The sequence below is a fragment of the Azospirillum melinis genome (assembly GCF_013340935.1).
GTDB lineage: Bacteria > Pseudomonadota > Alphaproteobacteria > Azospirillales > Azospirillaceae > Azospirillum > Azospirillum melinis.
In genome coordinates, this window is the sequence record NZ_WHOS01000002.1 from 284336 (window position 1) to 300983 (window position 16648).

A 16648-nucleotide genomic window follows, 5' to 3' on the forward strand; every position below is an offset into this window, starting at 1 on the left:
ATGGGCAAGATCGCCGTGGTCGGCAGCAACATGGTCGACCTGATCACCTACACCGCCCGCATGCCCGGCCCCGGCGAGACCATCGAGGCGCCGCGCTTCGAGATGGGCTGCGGCGGCAAGGGCGCCAACCAGGCCATCGCCGCCGCCCGGCTGGGGGCCGAGGTGATGATGGTCACCAAGGTCGGCGACGACATCTTCGCCGACAACACCATCCGCAACTTCGAGGAGTCCGGCATCGACACCCGTTACGTCGAACGGGTGCCCGGCACCTCCAGCGGCGTGGCACCCATTTTCGTCGAGCCGTCGGGCGAGAACAGCATCCTGATCATCAAGGGCGCCAACGCCCTGCTGTCGCCGGCCGACATCGATCGTGCCGCCGAGGATCTGAAGGGCTGCGACCTGATCGTCATGCAGTTGGAAGTCCCGCTGGAGACGATTTACCACACCATCGCGTTCGGCGCGCGGCACGGCATCGAAACGCTGCTGAACCCGGCCCCGGCGCCCACCGATCTGGACCCGAAGCGGATCGAGCAGGTCACCTTCCTGGTGCCGAACCAGACGGAGCTGGCGACCATCTCCGGCCTGCCGGTGACCTCCGAGGCGGAGGCCGAGACGGCTGCGCGCGCGCTGATCGTGCGCGGCATCCGCACGGTGATCGTCACGCTGGGCGCCCGCGGCGCGCTCCTGGTGACCAAGGGCGAGGAGACGCGTCGGATCGAGCCGGTGCGGGTGACGCCGGTCGACACCACCGGGGCCGGCGACGCCTTCATCGGCAGCTTCGCCCGCTATTATGTCGAGAACCGCGACCTGGACGCGGCGCTGCACATGGCGGTGCGCTATGCCGCCGACAGCATCACCCGGCCGGGCACCCAGAAATCCTATGCCGGCCGCGAGGCGTTCGAGGCCTTCTGCGCCAGCCTGTAAGCATCGGGAGGAGGACACGCCATGACACGCGCCGTGATCGGGGTGGATATGGGGACCGGCAGCGCCCGGGCCGGCATCTTCGACCTTGCCGGCCGCCGGCTGGCCGCCGCCTCCCGCCCGATCCGGATGTGGAAGCCCGATCCGGAGTGGGCGGAGCAGTCCTCCGACGACATCTGGGCAGCCGTCTGCGCCGCGGTGCGGGAGGCGATGGCGGCCTGCGCCGAAAAGCCGGAGGTGGTCGGCATCGGCTTCGACGCCACCTGTTCGCTGGTGGTGCTGGACGCCGCCGGGCGGCCGGTGACGGTCGACCCGGAGGGCGACGATGCCCGCAACGTCATCGTCTGGATGGACCACCGCGCCATCGACCAGACCGACCGCATCAATGCCGGCGGTCACGAGGTTCTGCGCTATGTCGGCGGCCGGCTCTCGCCGGAGATGCAGACGCCGAAGCTGCTGTGGCTGAAGGAGCAGCTTCCGCAAAGCTGGAGCCGCGCCGCCCATTTCTTCGACCTGCCGGATTTCCTGACCTGGCGGGCGACCGGGTCGGCACGGCGCTCCTTGTGCTCCCTGGTGTGCAAATGGACCTATCTGGGGCATGAGGGACGCTGGGACGACGACTACCTCCGCGCCATCGGGCTGGGCGATCTGGTCGATGAGGGGCATGCCCGCATCGGCACCGAGGTCGGCGCGGTCGGCAGCGCCGTCGCCGGCGGGCTGAGCCTTGAGGCGGCGCGCGAGCTTGGGCTGACGCCGGGCATCGCGGTCGGCACCTCGATGATCGACGCCCATGCCGGCGGGATCGGGGTGATCGGGGTGCCGCTGGAGGCGGCGGGCACCGTCGATTTCGACCGGCGGCTGGCGCTGATCGGCGGCACGTCGAGCTGCCATATGGTGATGAGCCCCGGTGCCGCGCGCTTCATCCCCGGCGTCTGGGGGCCTTACCATTCGGCCATGCTGCCGGGGCTGTGGCTGAACGAGGGCGGGCAGTCGGCGACCGGCGCCTTGATCGACCATGTGGTGCAGGGCCATCCCCGCCATGCCGACCTCGCCCTTGAGGCCCAGCGGCGCGGCACCACAGTCTACCAGCTGCTGAACGAGGAGCTGGCGGCGCTGGCCGGGCGCAGCGGCGTGCCGATGGCGATGCTGACCCGCGACCTGCATGTGCTGCCGGATTTCCACGGCAACCGCTCGCCGCGGGCCGATGCCGGTTTGCGCGGTGCGATCAGCGGGCTCCGCCTGTCGGACGGGCTGGAGGATCTGGCGCTGCTCTATCTGGCGACGGTGCAGGCGGTGGCCTACGGCACCCGGCACATCGTCGCAGCGATGAACGACCGCGGCTATGCCATCGACACCATCCTCGCCTGCGGCGGCGGCACCAGGAATCCGGTGTTCCTGGAAGCCCATGCCGATGCCACCGGCTGCACCCTGGTCCTGCCGGAGGAGCCGGAGGCGGTGCTGCTGGGCGCGGCCGTGCTGGGGGCGGTGGCGGGTGGCGCCTTCCCCGACATCGCCGCCGGCATGGCCGGGATGAGCCGCGCCGGCCGCAGCATCATGCCGGCCGAGGGGCCGCTGCGGGCCTATCACGACGCCAAATACGCCGTGTTCCTGCGGATGCACGAGGACCAGATGGCCTACCGGGCCCTGATGGAGATGGGGATGGAGACGGCCGGCTAGAACCGCCTCACATCACGCACTCGCGCAGCTCCTCCCGCTCCACCGGCGCCTTGGTTTTCTCAGCCTTGTGTTTCTCGCAGCTGTCGTCCGGCAGATCCTCGCCCTGGAGCAGCGGGCAGCGCTCGAACAGCTCGGCCAGCCAGTCTACGAAGACCCGCACCTTCGGCGACAGGTGCCGGTTCTGCGGGTAGACGGCGGAGATCGGGATTCGGGGCGGGCGCCAGTCGGCCAGAATCTCGCGCAGGGCGCCGCTGCGCAGGTGCGGCAACACCATGAAGCGGGCGGGCTGCAGGATGCCCTGCCCCTCCAGCCCGCAGGTGACATAGGCGTCGGCGTCGTTGACCGAGATGACGCCCTTCATGGTGATTTCCTTCACCTCGCCGTCGCGCTGGAAGCAAAGCTCCATGTTCCGGCCTGTGCGGTTGCTGAAGTAATTCACCGCGATGTGGCGCTCCAGATCCTCGATGGTTTTGGGCACACCATGCTCGGCGAGATAGGCCGGACTGGCGCAGGTGATCGGCTGCATGGCGCCGATGCGCCGGGCAAGCAGGCTGGAGTCCGCCAGCTCGCCGACGCGGACGACGCAGTCGACCCCCTCCTGGATCAGGTCCACGGCGCGGTCGCCCAGCCCCAGCATCAGCTCGATGTCGGGGTATTTGGCGTGGAATTCATGGATCGAGGGGATGATGACCAGCCGGCCGATGGAGCCCGGCATGTCCACCCGCAACCGGCCGCGCGGCGTCTTGCGGGCGCTGGTGAAGGTGGATTCGATCTCGTCGATTTCCGACAGGATGCGGCTGGCGCCCTCCAGATAGGCGGCGCCGTCCAGCGTCAGGTTGAGCTTGCGCGTGGTGCGCTGAAGCAGGCGCACGCCCAGCGCCGCCTCCAGATTCTGGATGGTCGTCGTCACCGAGGCGCGCGGCAGGCCCAGCGTTTCCGCCGCCTTCGAGAAGCTGTTCGCCTCGACCACCCGGATGAAGACGCGCATCGCATGCAGCTTGTCCATACGGACCCCGTCCTTTCAATCGCGGCTCCCGCAAGTCGGGAGAGTGTCCGCTGAAGAACGGCGAATAGCAATCGGGCGGTCGCGGATCAAGGGTGGTGGGTGTACCGCGATGGGATGGAACGGCGTGGAACGCATTCCGGCGACTGTTCCATGCTACCGCCGGCCGGGGAACGGGCCGGCGGCGCGGCGGGGCACCGGGCCGGGGTTGAGGTTGGGGTAGTCCTCATACTGGTTGACGGTCCAGGGGAAGACGCCCTTCGGCCCCACCGCCTCCGGCTGGGCGATGACGGCGGCAATCATGGCAGGGCTGGGCGGGCAGCGCTCGCGGATGGCGCCGGGGATGTCGTCGTCGAGTTCGGGGACGGTGACGGCGGGCGGGTCTTCCGGTCTCGGGGCCGGTCTCGGGGACGGCTTCGGGGCGGGCGGCTGATCGGGTTTGGAGTCCTGTCGCTTGGCCGTGGGCAAGTCGAGGCCGGCGAACAGGCCGAGCCGCTCGGCCAGCCAGCGCACGGTGGCGGGATCGCCGGAGGTCACCAGCCGCTCGATCTGCTCGGCCACGAGGATGCGCAGCGAGGGCAGGCGCAGTTCGGCCTCGCGGTTCAGCGCCTGTCTCTCCCACCACACCCTGTGACGGAAATCCTTTGAGCCGTAATAGGCGCGCCACAGCGTGGTGCGGCTGCATCCCATCGCACGGGAGACCTGAAGGAAGCTGTTGCCGCGGGCCAGCATGCCGGCGGCCATGATCCACTGTTCCTCATGGAACTGCGATCCGGGGACCAGCGAGCCTTCGGACGGCGTCGGCGGCTCCTCCGCCCAGCGGGGGAAATTGTCGTCGGTGAAGCTGCGGGGATCGAGAGGCATGGCAGGGCTCCGCAAATGGGTGGACCAAATGCGGAGAGGGTATGGGACTTTAGTCCTTTAATGGAGAGTTTTTGTCAAAAGCCGGAGCTGGACACGGGGGGACCGATGCGCCGCCGCCGTCCCCGGCAGTACCGGGAGGGCGGCGGCGCGGGGAGTGTCGCCCTCAGTGGAGCGTCGCGCCGTCAGGCCCGGAGGCGGTGCGGACAACCTCGCGCGCCCGCCCAATGCCGAGCAGCTGGTAGAGGCCGAGGGCGGCGATGGTCGCAGTGCCGATGCCGCCGATGGAGAAGCCGCCGGCGGTGACGGTGAAATTGCCGGCGCCGAGCACCAGCGTCACGCCGACGGTAATGAGGTTGCGCGGATCGGAGAAATCGACGCGGTTGTCGACCCACAGCCGCACCATCGCCGCGGCGATCAGGCCGAAGACGACGGTCGCCAGCCCACCCAGCACCGGGGCCGGAATGGTCCGCAGCAGGGCGCCGAACTTCGGCGAGAAGCCCAGCAGGATGGCAGCAACGGCGGCGACGACGAAGATCAGGGTGGAGAAGACGCGGGTGACCGCCATCACGCCCATGTTCTCGACATAGGTGGTGACGCCGGTGCCGCCGCCGCTGCCGGACACGATGGTGGCGATGCCGTCGCCGATGAAGCCGCGGCCGATGAAGCGGTCGAGGTTGCGCCCGGTCATCGCGCCGATGGCCTTGATGTGGCCGAGATTCTCGGCGACGAGGATGAAGGCGATGGGGGCGACCAGCGCCATGGCGCCGGCATCGAAGGTCGGCGTGCGGAAGGCCGGCATGCCGAACCAGGGGGCGGCGTCCAGCTCGGCGAAGCTGACCGGCGGCAGCAGGCCCATGCCGTTTGCCAGCACGAGATAGAAGACATAGCCGGCGGCGATGCCGACGAGGATCGACACCCGGCGGATGGCGAGCGGGGCGTAGACCGCGATGAGGGCGGTGGCGAGCAGCGTAAACAGGGCGACGAGGATGTGCGGCCCCGTCCCCTCGATGCCCTTGACCGCGACCGGCGACAGGTTGAGGCCGATGGCGGCACCCACCGCGCCGGTGACCGCCGGCGGCATCAGCCGCTCGATCCAGTTGGTGCTGGTGTAGCTGACCAGCAGGCCGATCAGGACATAGACGGCGCCGGCCGCGATGATGCCGCCGAGCGCCGGCCCGATGTTCGGGTTCGGCCCCTGGCCGCTGTAGCTGGTGACCGCGATCACCACGGCGATGAAGGAGAAGGAGGACCCCAGATAGCTCGGCACCCGCCCGGCGGTGAGCACGAGGAACAGCAGGGTGCCGATGCCGGAGAACAGCACCGCGAGGTTCGGATCGAACCCCATCAGCAGCGGCCCAAGGATGGTCGAGCCGGACATGGCGACGAGATGCTGGACGCCGAGCGTCAGGGTCGAGCCCCAGGGAAGCCGCTCGTCCGGCTGGACGACGGGGCCGGTCGCGAGCGGCCAGCGCGGGAAGAAATCTGCCATAGAGGGTTTGTCCGAAGAGGGGTGGAACGGCAATGGTGCCGGTGGGTGAATTGTCGCCCGCTTTTTGGCGTCTGCGGGGGCATTGCGCCACATTTTTGTGCGGAAGCGGTAGGAACGTCAGCAACAAGACCGGACGGGGACATTCAGCGCCACGTCCATGCTTCAAGTCCTGACGGCCACATGATGCACAAGGCTGCGGATCGACCCGCCAGAGGGCTAGGCCGACCCGCAGGAGTGCCCCCGGTTACCGCCTGTACTCAGGGGGACAAACAGGACGCGCACTCCGGTAACGGCGACCATGGACAATATGGTTCACCGTCCCACCATTGAGACCAGTTTGAATTGCCGCTTCAGTCTGCGTTGTGCGTTCTACTTCAATCAGCCACTTAACGTAACAAGCCTTCATGAAGTTGGCGCGACGCGGGGAGTGAAGTTCTGCCTTGAATTCGGTGCGGCTATCGTGGTGAGAGTGCATTAGTTTGCTCCTAAACACATGGTTTACGAGCACTTGACCCTTGAAAAATGCGAGCTCATGCGTTAGCGTAATTCCGCTTTCTCAAAAGCATGAACCGCAAGTCAAGTGCATTTTTGCGGTTAAGTTCTAAAGTGGCTCTCCCCACGAACTGGACTGGAACTCCGGTTCTGGGGAGCGTCCGCTCAGCCGCATATCACTAGCTGGGCTTCTGACGCCGGACAAAGTTAGGGCGTTGTGGCCTTGCAGCCTCCTTCGTTGCCTAGGGGAATTCGCACCAGCGCTCTATAGGCACGACGTAGCGACGTGTGTCGCGTTGAGTAGTACATGCAGACAAAAGAGCGAGTCCGCGGGTTGCTGTCAAGCGCCGCCGGTACCAGTAATATTGCTGCTGGTCTCCGCTGCGCCCCACAGGTTGACTACGGGGACTTTAAGAAGCGCAAATGATAATGCTTCTCAAGTTGCAACATATTGATAAATAAGGAATTTATGTCGAATTCGCGGTTTTCCGCGATGCGTACAAGCATAGTTGCGCCTCAAAAGCGCCGCATTCTGCCCTCGTCACTGACAGTGACATGAAGATCGGTCAGGTACCCAAACAAGAACATGATGTTCATTTCGGCATGCTTTTGGTGCGACTCGGAGAATGCAGAACGAGGCCATCTGAGCGGCAGTGCATACGCTCAGCGAATACAGAGCGGGTGGTCAATATGAGCGAGTCAGTCGGCGTGGCAGCACGCAATGAAAGCATCATCGCTTTCGTGCACGAACGTCGTTCGCAATCCGGCAGCGATTATATCGGCCAATCGCAGGGCGGCTTCAAATGACTGAGCCTTCCCGAGAACGTCGATACCACCGTTGCCAGGGAGATCGCTAGCTTCGAAAACAAAGTACCCACTGAACCCAAGGTGCTCTGCACCTGAGTCAACTATCGTCTGACGCGAAAGGGTGGCAATATGAACACTCCGCCCCTCACCGATCTTCGCGCTCATGAGGATATCGTCCATGGCCATCGCTTTCCCCCCGGTGCGGCAAGCGCCCAGGATTTCCACCAACGAACTTGCCCTCTTCATGGTGTCGTCTGACACGGCAAGGGTAAGTATCATTCGAAGGGCCAAGAACCCTCAAACTCCACCTATCATCCGATATCGCGACGCGAGGGCAGCAATCTGCCAATATTTAACAGATATTCGTCGCCCTGTGAATTGCCTTGTTACTGCTGAGAATATGCTTTCTCAACGGATGGATGATCCCTCTGAAAGCAGCATGCGGAAAGAGGATGCACGTCATTCTATTGAAGTCCTGCACGCTATTCAGAGAATGTCCAATAGGCTTTCCGCGTTTCATTTCATTCCTGCCCCAAACAGCCAGCCAAAGCTAACAATACAAGGCGTCGAAATCTCTGTGCGTGCAGACATGCTGGTCCATGGATCGAGTCGGAGTCAGCAGCAGATAGGGGCAGCAATTCTGAGAATGACTCAGGACGACGCGGACACGGACTCTGCGAGAGCTCGGCGTCAGGAAATGGGCTACTGCGTCGCCGCATTGGCGCGGCTTCACGTTGAGCAACACATCCAATCAGAACGTGTTGCGTCCAATCGACTTTGCATGTCGATAGACGTTCAGCATGGGGAGGTATTCCAAGCCCCTAACAGCAACGTCCGTAGGGTGAATGACATTGAGAGCGCTTGCCGGTTTATAGCGGCAATGTGGGATCAGGTCTGATCCTGATGCGGCGGCAGCACCGCCTTGAAGGCGGCGACGGTGTCATGGCTGAAGCCGCAAGCCATGAAAAACTTAGCCTTCGGGGTGATCGGGCACCAGCAGGCAATGGGTGATCTTCTTGAGGTCCAGCGTTGCCCTGTCGGCGTCAGGCACGTGCATGTCGAATGGCGTCCGGCATGACGGTGGCGACGGTGTGGAAGGGTTTCGCGAACTCGACCTCGTAGGCGGCACCACCCCGGTATATGCCGACGACGGTCCCCATCGACCCGGCAGGCAGCACGCCGTCCTCGGTCTCCACCGGCTTGGACAGCGCCACCCGCGTGAGTTCCTCGGTCGGCTCGTGCGCTCCGGTGTCAGTCGGGCGCTTTTGCGGATTCCACGTGGAGCGCTCCATGGGCACGGACATCACGACCTCCCCTGCCGGATAGCTGCCCTTGTGGCACTCCGGAAGATCGCCCTGGAGCTTGATGAACCGGACATAGTCCACATCCCCGCCGAAGGCCCCCTCCACCGCTTCCAGATACGCTTTGTGCCCGTCAGTGGTGATCTGCACCCGGTTGTTCAGCCCGCTGGGAGTCGCCCATCAGCACGATGGCAGACTGCCCAGCGGGCCTTTGGGCAGGGCTCAATTCCCTGCCTGATCGCCGTCAGCCAACTGCTCTTTGACGATGTGTCCCGTCTCGATATCAATGATCTGCACGTCGTTATAAATGCCTTGTTGGCGGAGTTCGTTGGCCTTCTTGAGCGCACCTTCGAGAGTGTCCCGCTTCAGGCCCATAACGCCAACCTGAGAACTCCCCGTGATGTGATAGCGCATTTTCGCTTCCTCCACCGTTATGCTTTCCGTTGAGCATATAGGATCGTGCAGCCGGATGCGAATGCCCTTCACGCCGGGAGGACACCGGCCCGAATAGCCCTTCCCCCACAAACAGCCACCGCCACCCTGCCGCGATTGTTCGTCCCGGCTGAATTCTGTTCCCAGCCGCAGCGGCTTTATCCCACCCGTGCACCTGCACATTATCCCTCTTGCCGCATTGCAGGAGGGGCGCTGGTCGCCGGATCGGGATGGAACGTTCACGCACGTCGCTGACGGTGGAGGGTCGCAAGGTTCCGCTGTGCCTGTTCAGGCCGGCGGTTTCCGGGCCGCTGCCCGGACTGCTGTATTTCCATGGCGGCGGCTTCACCTCCGGCTCCGTCGAGGAGGTGGAGATCACGGCGATGGCGCTGGCGGAGAGCATTCCGGCGCTTGTGGTCGCCGTCGGCTATGCGCTGGCCCCCGAAAATCCCTTCCCCGCCGCCATCGAGGATGCCCATGCCGCCGCCGTGTGGCTGGCCGAACGGGCCGGGCCGCTGGGCGTCGCCGGCCACGATGCCGGCGGGCATGTCGCGGTGTCGCTGACCCTGCTCGCCCGCGACCGCGGCGGGCCGGAGATCGCGGCGCAGGCGCTGTTCGGGCCGATGCTCGATCCCAGCCTGACCCGCGTCGGGGATGGCGAGAACAGCGTGACCGACTGCGCGCGCTGTTACCGCGCCTACCTGCCGGAGGCGGCGCTGCGGCTGCATCCCTATGCCGCCCCCTTGGAATCGCGCCGGCTCGGCCGGCTGCCGCCGATCCTGATCGCCACCGCGCAGAACGACGTGCTGCGGCCGGAGGCGGAAAGCTATGCCGCCCGGCTGATCGACGCCGGGGTGCCGACCGAGGTCACCCGCTTTGCCGGGGTCAGCCATGCCGGCCTCGCCAACCACCCGCCGGCGCTGGCCGCCGCGGCCGATTTCTTCCGGCGCCGCCTGACCGGCGCCCGTCCCGACACTTCAAGCAGCAGGTAAAAGTCATGTCCCGCAAGACACTCTCCCTTCTGATCGCGGCCGGTGTTTCCGTGGCGGCGCTGACCGGCGCCGTCACCCTGCGAAGCCCGGCGGAAGCGCAGACCGCATCGCCCGCCCCGCCGCCGGCCGAGGTCGATGTCGCCACCGTGCTGGCCCGGCCGGTAACGGACTGGCAGTCCTATTCCGGCCGGCTGGAGGCGGTCGACCGCGTCGACATCCGGCCGCAGGTGCCCGGAACCATCGTCGCCGTGCATTTCCGCAACGGCGCGCTGGTGAAGCAGGGCGACGTGCTGTTCACCATCGATCCCCGCCCCTATGAGGCGGAGGTGGCGCGGGCCGAGGCGCAGGTCGCCGCGGCGCAGGCGCGGGTGCGCTTCACCGTCGCCGACCTCGACCGCGCGCAGAAGCTGGTGCGCGACGACACCATCTCGCGCAGCACCATGGACCAGCGCGACAATGCCGCCCGCGAGGCGACCGCCAACCTGAAGGCGGCGCAGGCGGCGCTGGACATCGCACGGCTCAATCTCGGCTACACGCGGGTGACGGCGCCGGTGTCGGGCCGGGTGTCGCGCGCCGAACGGACGGTCGGCAACGTGGTGGCCGCCGGCGCGGCGGCGGAGCCGCTGACGACGCTGGTGTCGGAATCGCCGATGTACGCCTCCTTCGACGTCGATGAGCAGACCTATCTGCGCCACATCGCGCCGATGCGCGATTCCGGCACGATCCCGGTCCGGCTCGGCCTTGCCAACGAGGAAGAGTACTCGCGGTCGGGCACGGTGGAGCATGTCGACAACCGGCTGGACAGCGTGTCCGGCACCATCCGCGTGCGCGCCCGCTTCGACAACACCGACGGCACGCTGGTGCCGGGGCTCTATGCGCGGGTGAAGGTGGGGGGCACCAAGCCCTATGACGCGCTGCTGGTCGACGACCGCGCCATCGGCACCGACCAGGACAAGAAGTTCGTCCTGGTGGTGACGGCGGAGAACAAGGTGGAATACCGGCCGGTGAAGCTCGGCACCTTGCAGAACGGGCTGCGCGTGGTGACGGCGGGGCTGTCGGCCGGCGAGCAGGTGGTGGTCAACGGCATGCAGCACGCCCGGCCGGGCATGGCGGTGACGCCGAAGACGGTCGCCATGGGCATGGAGAAGACCCAGACGGCGGCCCGCTAAGACACGAACAAGAAGGGCATGCGCCTTTCCTAACCCTCCTCGCCCGGCATTCCTTGCTGGACGCGGGGAGGGATGGGGAGCGTGCACCCTGGGAGACCCCAGATGAACATCTCGAAATTCTTCATCGACAGGCCGATCTTTGCCGGCGTGCTGTCGGTGGCCCTGTTCCTGGCGGGGGCCATCGCGGTCTTCCGCCTGCCGATTTCCGAATATCCGGAGGTGGTGCCGCCGTCCGTCGTGGTGCGCGCGCAGTTCCCCGGCGCCAACCCCAAGGTCATCGCCGAGACCGTCGCCTCCCCGCTGGAGGAGCAGATCAACGGCGTCGAAGGCATGCTCTACATGCAGTCGCAGGCCAACAGCGACGGCAACCTGGCGCTGACGGTGACCTTCAAGCTGGGCACCGACCCGGACAAGGCGCAGCAGCTGGTGCAGAACCGCGTGGCGCAGGCGATGCCGCGGCTGCCGTCCGACGTGCAGCGGCTGGGCGTCGCCACGGTGAAAAGCTCGCCGACGCTGACCATGGTCGTGCATCTGCTGTCGCCCAACGACCGCTATGACATGACGTATCTGCGCAACTACGCGGTGCTGAACGTCAAGGACCGGCTGACCCGCATCGCTGGCGTCGGCGAGGTGCAGGTGTGGGGGGCCGGCGACTATGCCATGCGGGTGTGGCTCGACCCCGGCAAGGTGGCGCAGCGCGGGATGACCGCGACCGACGTGGTCAACGCCATCCGTGAACAGAATGTCCAGGTGGCGGCCGGCGTGATCGGCGCCTCCCCCTCGCTGCCCGACGTGCCGATGCAGCTGTCGATCAACGCGCGCGGCCGGCTGAAGACCGCCGACGAGTTCGGCGACATCGTGCTGAAGACCGGCGAGGACGGCGGCGTCACCCGCCTGCGCGACGTGGCGCGGGTGGAGCTGGCCGCCGCCCAGTATGGCCTGCGCTCGCTGCTCGACAACAAGCCGGCGGTGGCGATGGCCATCACCCAGACGCCGGACGCCAACGCGCTCGCCATCTCCGACGAGGTGCGCAAGGTGATGGCGGAGCTGAAGGGCGACATGCCCGAAGGCGTCGACTACTCCATCGTCTACGACCCGACGCAGTTCGTCCGCTCCTCCATCGAGGCCGTCATCCACACGCTGCTGGAGGCGGTGGCGCTGGTCGTGCTGGTGGTGATCGTCTTCCTGCAGACCTGGCGGGCGTCGATCATCCCGCTGCTGGCGGTGCCGATCTCCATCGTCGGCACCTTCTCGCTGCTGCTGGCCTTCGGCTTCTCGATCAACGCGCTGTCGCTGTTCGGCATGGTGCTGGCCATCGGCATCGTGGTGGACGACGCCATCGTCGTGGTCGAGAATGTCGAGCGCAACATCGCGTCCGGCCTGTCGGCCCGCGACGCCACCATCCGCGCCATGCAGGAGGTCAGCGGGCCGATCATCGCGATTGCGCTGACGCTGGTCGCCGTCTTCGTGCCGCTGGCGGCGATGACCGGCCTGACCGGCGAGTTCTACAAGCAGTTCGCGATGACCATCGCGATCTCCACCGTGATCTCCGCCTTCAACTCGCTGACCCTGTCGCCGGCCCTGGCGGCGGTGCTGCTGCGCGGCCACGACCAGCCGCAGGACTGGCTGACCCGGGCGATGAACAAGGTGTTCGGCGGCTTCTTCCGGCTGTTCAACCGGGTGTTCCACCGGGCGTCGGAGGGCTACGGCCGCGGCGTCGGCGGGGTGGTGCGGCGCAAGGGCGTGATGCTGGCGGTCTATGCGCTGCTGATCGGCGCCACGGTGCTGCTCGGCCGCTCCGTGCCGTCGGGCTTCGTGCCGATGCAGGACAAGGAGTATCTGATCAGCTTCGCCCAGCTGCCCAACGGCGCCTCGCTCGACCGGACGGAGGCGGTGATCCGCGAGATGACCGACATCGCGCTGAAGCGTCCCGGTGTGCAGAGCGCCGTCGCCTTCCCCGGCCTGTCGGTGAACGGCTTCACCAACTCGTCCAGCGCCGGCATCGTCTTCGTCACGCTGAAGCCCTTTGCCGAACGCCACGACCCGTCGCTGTCGGCCGGCGCCATCGCGATGGATTTGCAGCAGCGCTATGCCGGGCTGAAGGAAGCCTTCGTCGCCATCTTCCCGCCGCCGCCGGTGATGGGGCTGGGGCAGCTGGGCGGCTTCAAGATGCAGCTGGAGGACCGCGGCAACCTGGGCTACGAGGCGCTGAGCGACGCGGTGAACGCCTTCGTCAAGCGCGCCGCCCAGACGCCGGAGCTGGGGCCGACCTTCTCCGCCTACCAGATCAACGTGCCGCAGCTGGACGTCGATCTCGACCGGGTAAAGGCCAAGCAGCTGGGCGTCAACGTCGCCGACGTGTTCGACACCATGCAGATCTATCTGGGATCGCTCTACGTCAACGACTTCAACGCCTTCGGCCGCGTCTACCAGGTGCGGGTGCAGGCCGACGCGCCCTTCCGCGACACCGCCGACGACATCGGCGTGCTGAAGACCCGCAACGCCGCGGGGACCATGGTGCCGCTGTCGTCGCTGGTCACGGTGCAGCCGGGCTACGGGCCGGAGATGGTGGTGCGCTACAACGGCTTCACCGCCGCCGACGTCAATGGCGGGCCGGCGCCCGGCTTCTCGTCGGGACAGGCTGAAGCAGCGGCGGAGCGCATCGCGGCCGAAGTGCTGCCGCGCGGCGTCAAGCTGGAATGGACCGACCTGACCTATCAGAAGATCCTGGTCGGCAATGCCGGGCTGTGGGTCTTCCCGATCAGCGTGCTGCTGGTGTTCCTGGTGCTGGCGGCGCAGTACGAGAGCCTGACCCTGCCGCTCGCCATCCTGCTGATCGTGCCGATGAGCGTGCTGTCCGCCCTGTTCGGCGTGTGGCTGACCGGGGGCGACAACAACATCTTCACGCAGATCGGCTTCATGGTGCTGGTCGGCCTGTCGGCGAAGAATGCCATCCTGATCGTCGAGTTCGCCCGCGAGCTGGAGCATGAGGGGCGCGGCGTGGTGCAGGCGGCCATCGAGGCGAGCCGGCTGCGGTTGCGGCCGATCCTGATGACCTCCATTGCCTTCATCATGGGCGTGGTGCCGCTGGTCACCTCCAGCGGGGCCGGTTCGGAGATGCGGCACGCCATGGGCGTGGCGGTGTTCGCCGGCATGATCGGCGTGACGCTGTTCGGTCTGGTGCTGACCCCGGTGTTCTACGTGCTGCTGCGCAAGCTGGCCGGAGTGGAGCGCCGGGTGGAAGCGCCGGCGGAAGGCGGGGTGCAGCCGGCGGAGTGGAAGATGGGCTGATACCTCCCTCTCCCCCGCTCACGCGCAAGCGGTTCGCGCGTGAGCGGGAGGCAGAGGGCCTGGGGTGAAGAGCCGCGGTGAAGGGCGTGCGCGGGGCGGGGTCCTGGAAACCCTCGCCCCCGCCGCCTTTTTTTTACGGACGGAGGTGAATGAGCCCCCGGCCCTAGAGTCTGTCTGGTGCTTATTGAAGCACCAGACAGACTCTAAGCTTTTGGTTTTCCGTGTGATTCACGTTTCAAGCGATACCGCTTGAAACGATCACACTCTAAGGGGTTTGCGGCGTTGCGATCTCCTCGCAGAATGCGAGGAAGGCCTCGACCTTGGCGGGCGACAACCTCCGGGACGGCCGGACGGCATAGAGAGGGAAAGTCTCGTCCGGCCAATTCGGGAAAAGTTCGACCAGTGCCCCGGCGGCCAGATGACCTCCGACCGCAAAGGCGAGGACCTGGGCTATCCCCAAACCCGCCAGACACGCCTCCACCATCATATCCGCGTCCGTGAAGGTGAACCGGCCGCCCGCCTTCACCATGACCGTCTCGTGCGAACGCCGGAACTCCCATTCGAAAGGCCTGCCGCGCTGCGGATCCATGAACTGGATGCATTCGTGGCCCGTGAGGTCCATCGGTGTTTCGGGACGGCCCATCGCCGCCAGATAGGCCGGAGAGGCGACTGTCAGCACCCGCGTTTCCAGCAGCAGCCGTGACGACAGGGTGGAATCGGGCTGGGGGCCGAACCGGATCGCCACATCCACGCCCTCGGCGACCAGATCGCCCGCGTCCGGCTGCTGGACGAGGATAAGCCGAAGCGCCGGATGGCGCGCCGCGAATTCCGGCAGGCGGGGCGCCAGCACGTTGCGCGCAAAGATCGGGTTCACGCTTGCCCGGAGCAAGCCCTGGGCCTGCCCCACCGCCCCCGCCGCGAGACTTGCCGCCTCTTCGATCCCGGACAGATGGGGGGCGGCAAGCTCGTAAAGCCGCGCTCCCTCGTTGGTGAGCCTCAACGACCGCGTGCTCCGATCGAGAAGCCGCACGCCGATGCGCTCTTCGAGCCGCGAGACCGACCGGCTGACCCCCGATGCCGTGAGACCCAGGATCGCGCCGGCGCGGGTGAAGCTCCCGCTCTCCACGACACTGGCCAGCACGCTGACGCCGGCGAGCAACCGGCTGTCGAAAGCCATTTCGCATTCCCTATCTTTATTCAAGTCTGGTTTGCCCCTCCGCACTCTAATGCAAAGGTGCCGGAGTGGATAGCTTGCGGCCATCGGAATCGAAACGCCGGAATGGCGCACGGAGGCCATGATGTTCGCGATCACGGGAATTACCGGAAAAGTTGGCGCAATCGCGGCCAGCACGCTGCTCGACGCCGGCCGGCAGGTCCGCGCTGTCGTGCGGAGCGAGGAAAAGGGGGCTCCCTGGCGGGCCCGGGGCTGTGAGGTCGCGGTCGTTGCGGAAGCGGACGATTCCGCGGCTCTCGCGCGCGCCTTCGCCGGTACGGACGGGGTCTTCCTGATGAACCCGCCCAATTACGATTCCGCACCGACCTTCCCCGACACCCGCCGCAGAGCCGAGGCATCGGCAAAGGCAATCGCCGATGCAAAGCCCGGCCGCGTGGTGCTGCTCTCGACGGTCGGCGCGCAGGCGACGGAGTTCAATCTGCTCAACTGGGCGCGGTATTACGAGCCCGCGCTGGCCGCCACGGGCGTTCCGGCCGCCCTGCTCCGCGCAGCCTGGTTCATGGAGAATGCCGCATGGGATGTCGCCACTGCACGCAAGGGCCGGTTCGACAGCTACCTTCAGCCGCTCGATCATGCGATCCAGATGGTCAGCGTCCGCGACATCGGCCGTACGGCCGCCGATCTGCTCAGGGAAGATTGGACCGGTGTCCGGACCGTCGAGCTTTCCGGTCCGCGCATGTACAGTGCCAGGGACGAAGCGGCAGGCTTCGCCGCTGCGCTGGGCCATTCTGTCGAAGCCGTGGCCGTGCCGCGCGAGAACTGGGACGCAATATTCCGCGCGCAAGGCATGCAGAATCCACAGGGCCGCATCCGCATGCTCGATGGCTTCAACGAGGGCTGGATCGACTTCGAGCGGCAAGGCGCGGAGCAACGCAGCGGAACCGTCACCTTCGAGACGGTGCTTGGCGAGCTGATCGCCAAGGGCTGAGCATGGTCCGCGCTGTCCCGACAGCCCCAACCCGTTCGTGCGTCGCGC

The 16648-nt window shown here is 66.4% G+C and carries 12 protein-coding genes and 1 pseudogene; 6 read left to right on the plus strand and 7 right to left on the minus strand.

Annotated elements, in window-relative coordinates:
- Positions 1–924 (plus strand): ribokinase, encoded by a 924-nt coding sequence (gene rbsK, locus GBZ48_RS02960; RefSeq protein ID WP_174469637.1) that lies wholly within the window; start codon positions 1–3, stop codon positions 922–924.
- 21 nt (positions 925–945) lie between these two features.
- Positions 946–2598, plus strand: a complete 1653-nt coding sequence (locus GBZ48_RS02965; RefSeq protein ID WP_174469638.1) for an FGGY-family carbohydrate kinase — start codon at positions 946–948, stop codon at positions 2596–2598.
- A 7-nt stretch (positions 2599–2605) separates the two neighbouring features.
- Here GBZ48_RS02965 and GBZ48_RS02970 read toward each other — a convergent pair whose 3' ends face one another.
- The 6 genes and pseudogenes from GBZ48_RS02970 to GBZ48_RS03000 form a co-directional block, all read right to left on the minus strand.
- On the minus strand, positions 2606–3604 hold the full coding sequence (locus GBZ48_RS02970) for a LysR family transcriptional regulator (RefSeq protein WP_174469639.1): 999 nt from the start codon (positions 3602–3604) through the stop codon (positions 2606–2608).
- 153 nt (positions 3605–3757) lie between these two features.
- Positions 3758–4465 (minus strand): hypothetical protein, encoded by a 708-nt coding sequence (locus GBZ48_RS02975; RefSeq protein ID WP_174469640.1) that lies wholly within the window; start codon positions 4463–4465, stop codon positions 3758–3760.
- A 163-nt stretch (positions 4466–4628) separates the two neighbouring features.
- On the minus strand, positions 4629–5954 hold the full coding sequence (locus tag GBZ48_RS02980; RefSeq protein WP_174469641.1) for a solute carrier family 23 protein: 1326 nt from the start codon (positions 5952–5954) through the stop codon (positions 4629–4631).
- 1191 nt (positions 5955–7145) lie between these two features.
- Complete coding sequence (locus GBZ48_RS02985; protein ID WP_174469642.1) at positions 7146–7433, minus strand: hypothetical protein; 288 nt, start codon at positions 7431–7433, stop codon at positions 7146–7148.
- 1148 nt (positions 7434–8581) lie between these two features.
- Positions 8582–8722: pseudogene (locus GBZ48_RS02995) on the minus strand (IS1 family transposase); the annotation flags it as partial.
- Between the two features lie 54 nt (positions 8723–8776).
- Positions 8777–8968 carry a hypothetical protein gene (locus GBZ48_RS03000; RefSeq protein ID WP_174469643.1) on the minus strand — a complete coding sequence of 64 codons (192 nt, stop codon included), beginning with the start codon at positions 8966–8968 and terminating at the stop codon, positions 8777–8779.
- Positions 8969–9216: 248 nt separating this feature from the next.
- Here GBZ48_RS03000 and GBZ48_RS03005 point away from each other — a divergent pair, with 248 nt between their 5' ends.
- The 3 genes from GBZ48_RS03005 to GBZ48_RS03015 all read left to right on the plus strand — a co-directional run bounded on the left by GBZ48_RS03005 (position 9217) and on the right by GBZ48_RS03015 (position 14438).
- Positions 9217–9978 (plus strand): alpha/beta hydrolase, encoded by a 762-nt coding sequence (locus GBZ48_RS03005; protein WP_174469644.1) that lies wholly within the window; start codon positions 9217–9219, stop codon positions 9976–9978.
- A gap of 5 nt (positions 9979–9983) precedes the next feature.
- Complete coding sequence (locus tag GBZ48_RS03010; protein ID WP_174469645.1) at positions 9984–11147, plus strand: efflux RND transporter periplasmic adaptor subunit; 1164 nt, start codon at positions 9984–9986, stop codon at positions 11145–11147.
- A 102-nt stretch (positions 11148–11249) separates the two neighbouring features.
- Complete coding sequence (locus GBZ48_RS03015) at positions 11250–14438, plus strand: efflux RND transporter permease subunit (protein ID WP_174469646.1); 3189 nt, start codon at positions 11250–11252, stop codon at positions 14436–14438.
- A gap of 265 nt (positions 14439–14703) precedes the next feature.
- On the opposite strand, the gene GBZ48_RS03020 is transcribed toward GBZ48_RS03015, so the two are convergent.
- Positions 14704–15615 (minus strand): LysR family transcriptional regulator, encoded by a 912-nt coding sequence (locus GBZ48_RS03020; RefSeq protein WP_174469647.1) that lies wholly within the window; start codon positions 15613–15615, stop codon positions 14704–14706.
- Positions 15616–15733: 118 nt separating this feature from the next.
- On the opposite strand from GBZ48_RS03020, the gene GBZ48_RS03025 reads away from it, so the two are divergent.
- Positions 15734–16600: an NAD(P)H-binding protein gene (locus tag GBZ48_RS03025; RefSeq protein ID WP_211105603.1), complete on the plus strand. Its 867-nt coding sequence runs from the start codon at positions 15734–15736 to the stop codon at positions 16598–16600.
- Positions 16601–16648: the final 48 nt, after the last annotated feature.

Excerpts from the sequence above, each read along its gene's own strand:
- rbsK (WP_174469637.1), top strand. The coding sequence starts at position 1 with ATGGGCAAGATCGCCGTGGTCGGCAGCAACATGGTCGACCTGATCACC.
- GBZ48_RS02965 (WP_174469638.1), top strand. The coding sequence starts at position 946 with ATGACACGCGCCGTGATCGGGGTGGATATGGGGACCGGCAGCGCCCGG.
- GBZ48_RS02970 (WP_174469639.1), bottom strand. The coding sequence starts at position 3,604 with ATGGACAAGCTGCATGCGATGCGCGTCTTCATCCGGGTGGTCGAGGCG.
- GBZ48_RS02975 (WP_174469640.1), bottom strand. The coding sequence starts at position 4,465 with ATGCCTCTCGATCCCCGCAGCTTCACCGACGACAATTTCCCCCGCTGG.
- GBZ48_RS02980 (WP_174469641.1), bottom strand. The coding sequence starts at position 5,954 with ATGGCAGATTTCTTCCCGCGCTGGCCGCTCGCGACCGGCCCCGTCGTC.
- GBZ48_RS02985 (WP_174469642.1), bottom strand. The coding sequence starts at position 7,433 with ATGGACGATATCCTCATGAGCGCGAAGATCGGTGAGGGGCGGAGTGTT.
- GBZ48_RS03000 (WP_174469643.1), bottom strand. The coding sequence starts at position 8,968 with ATGCGCTATCACATCACGGGGAGTTCTCAGGTTGGCGTTATGGGCCTG.
- GBZ48_RS03005 (WP_174469644.1), top strand. The coding sequence starts at position 9,217 with ATGGAACGTTCACGCACGTCGCTGACGGTGGAGGGTCGCAAGGTTCCG.
- GBZ48_RS03010 (WP_174469645.1), top strand. The coding sequence starts at position 9,984 with ATGTCCCGCAAGACACTCTCCCTTCTGATCGCGGCCGGTGTTTCCGTG.
- GBZ48_RS03015 (WP_174469646.1), top strand. The coding sequence starts at position 11,250 with ATGAACATCTCGAAATTCTTCATCGACAGGCCGATCTTTGCCGGCGTG.
- GBZ48_RS03020 (WP_174469647.1), bottom strand. The coding sequence starts at position 15,615 with ATGGCTTTCGACAGCCGGTTGCTCGCCGGCGTCAGCGTGCTGGCCAGT.
- GBZ48_RS03025 (WP_211105603.1), top strand. The coding sequence starts at position 15,734 with ATGATGTTCGCGATCACGGGAATTACCGGAAAAGTTGGCGCAATCGCG.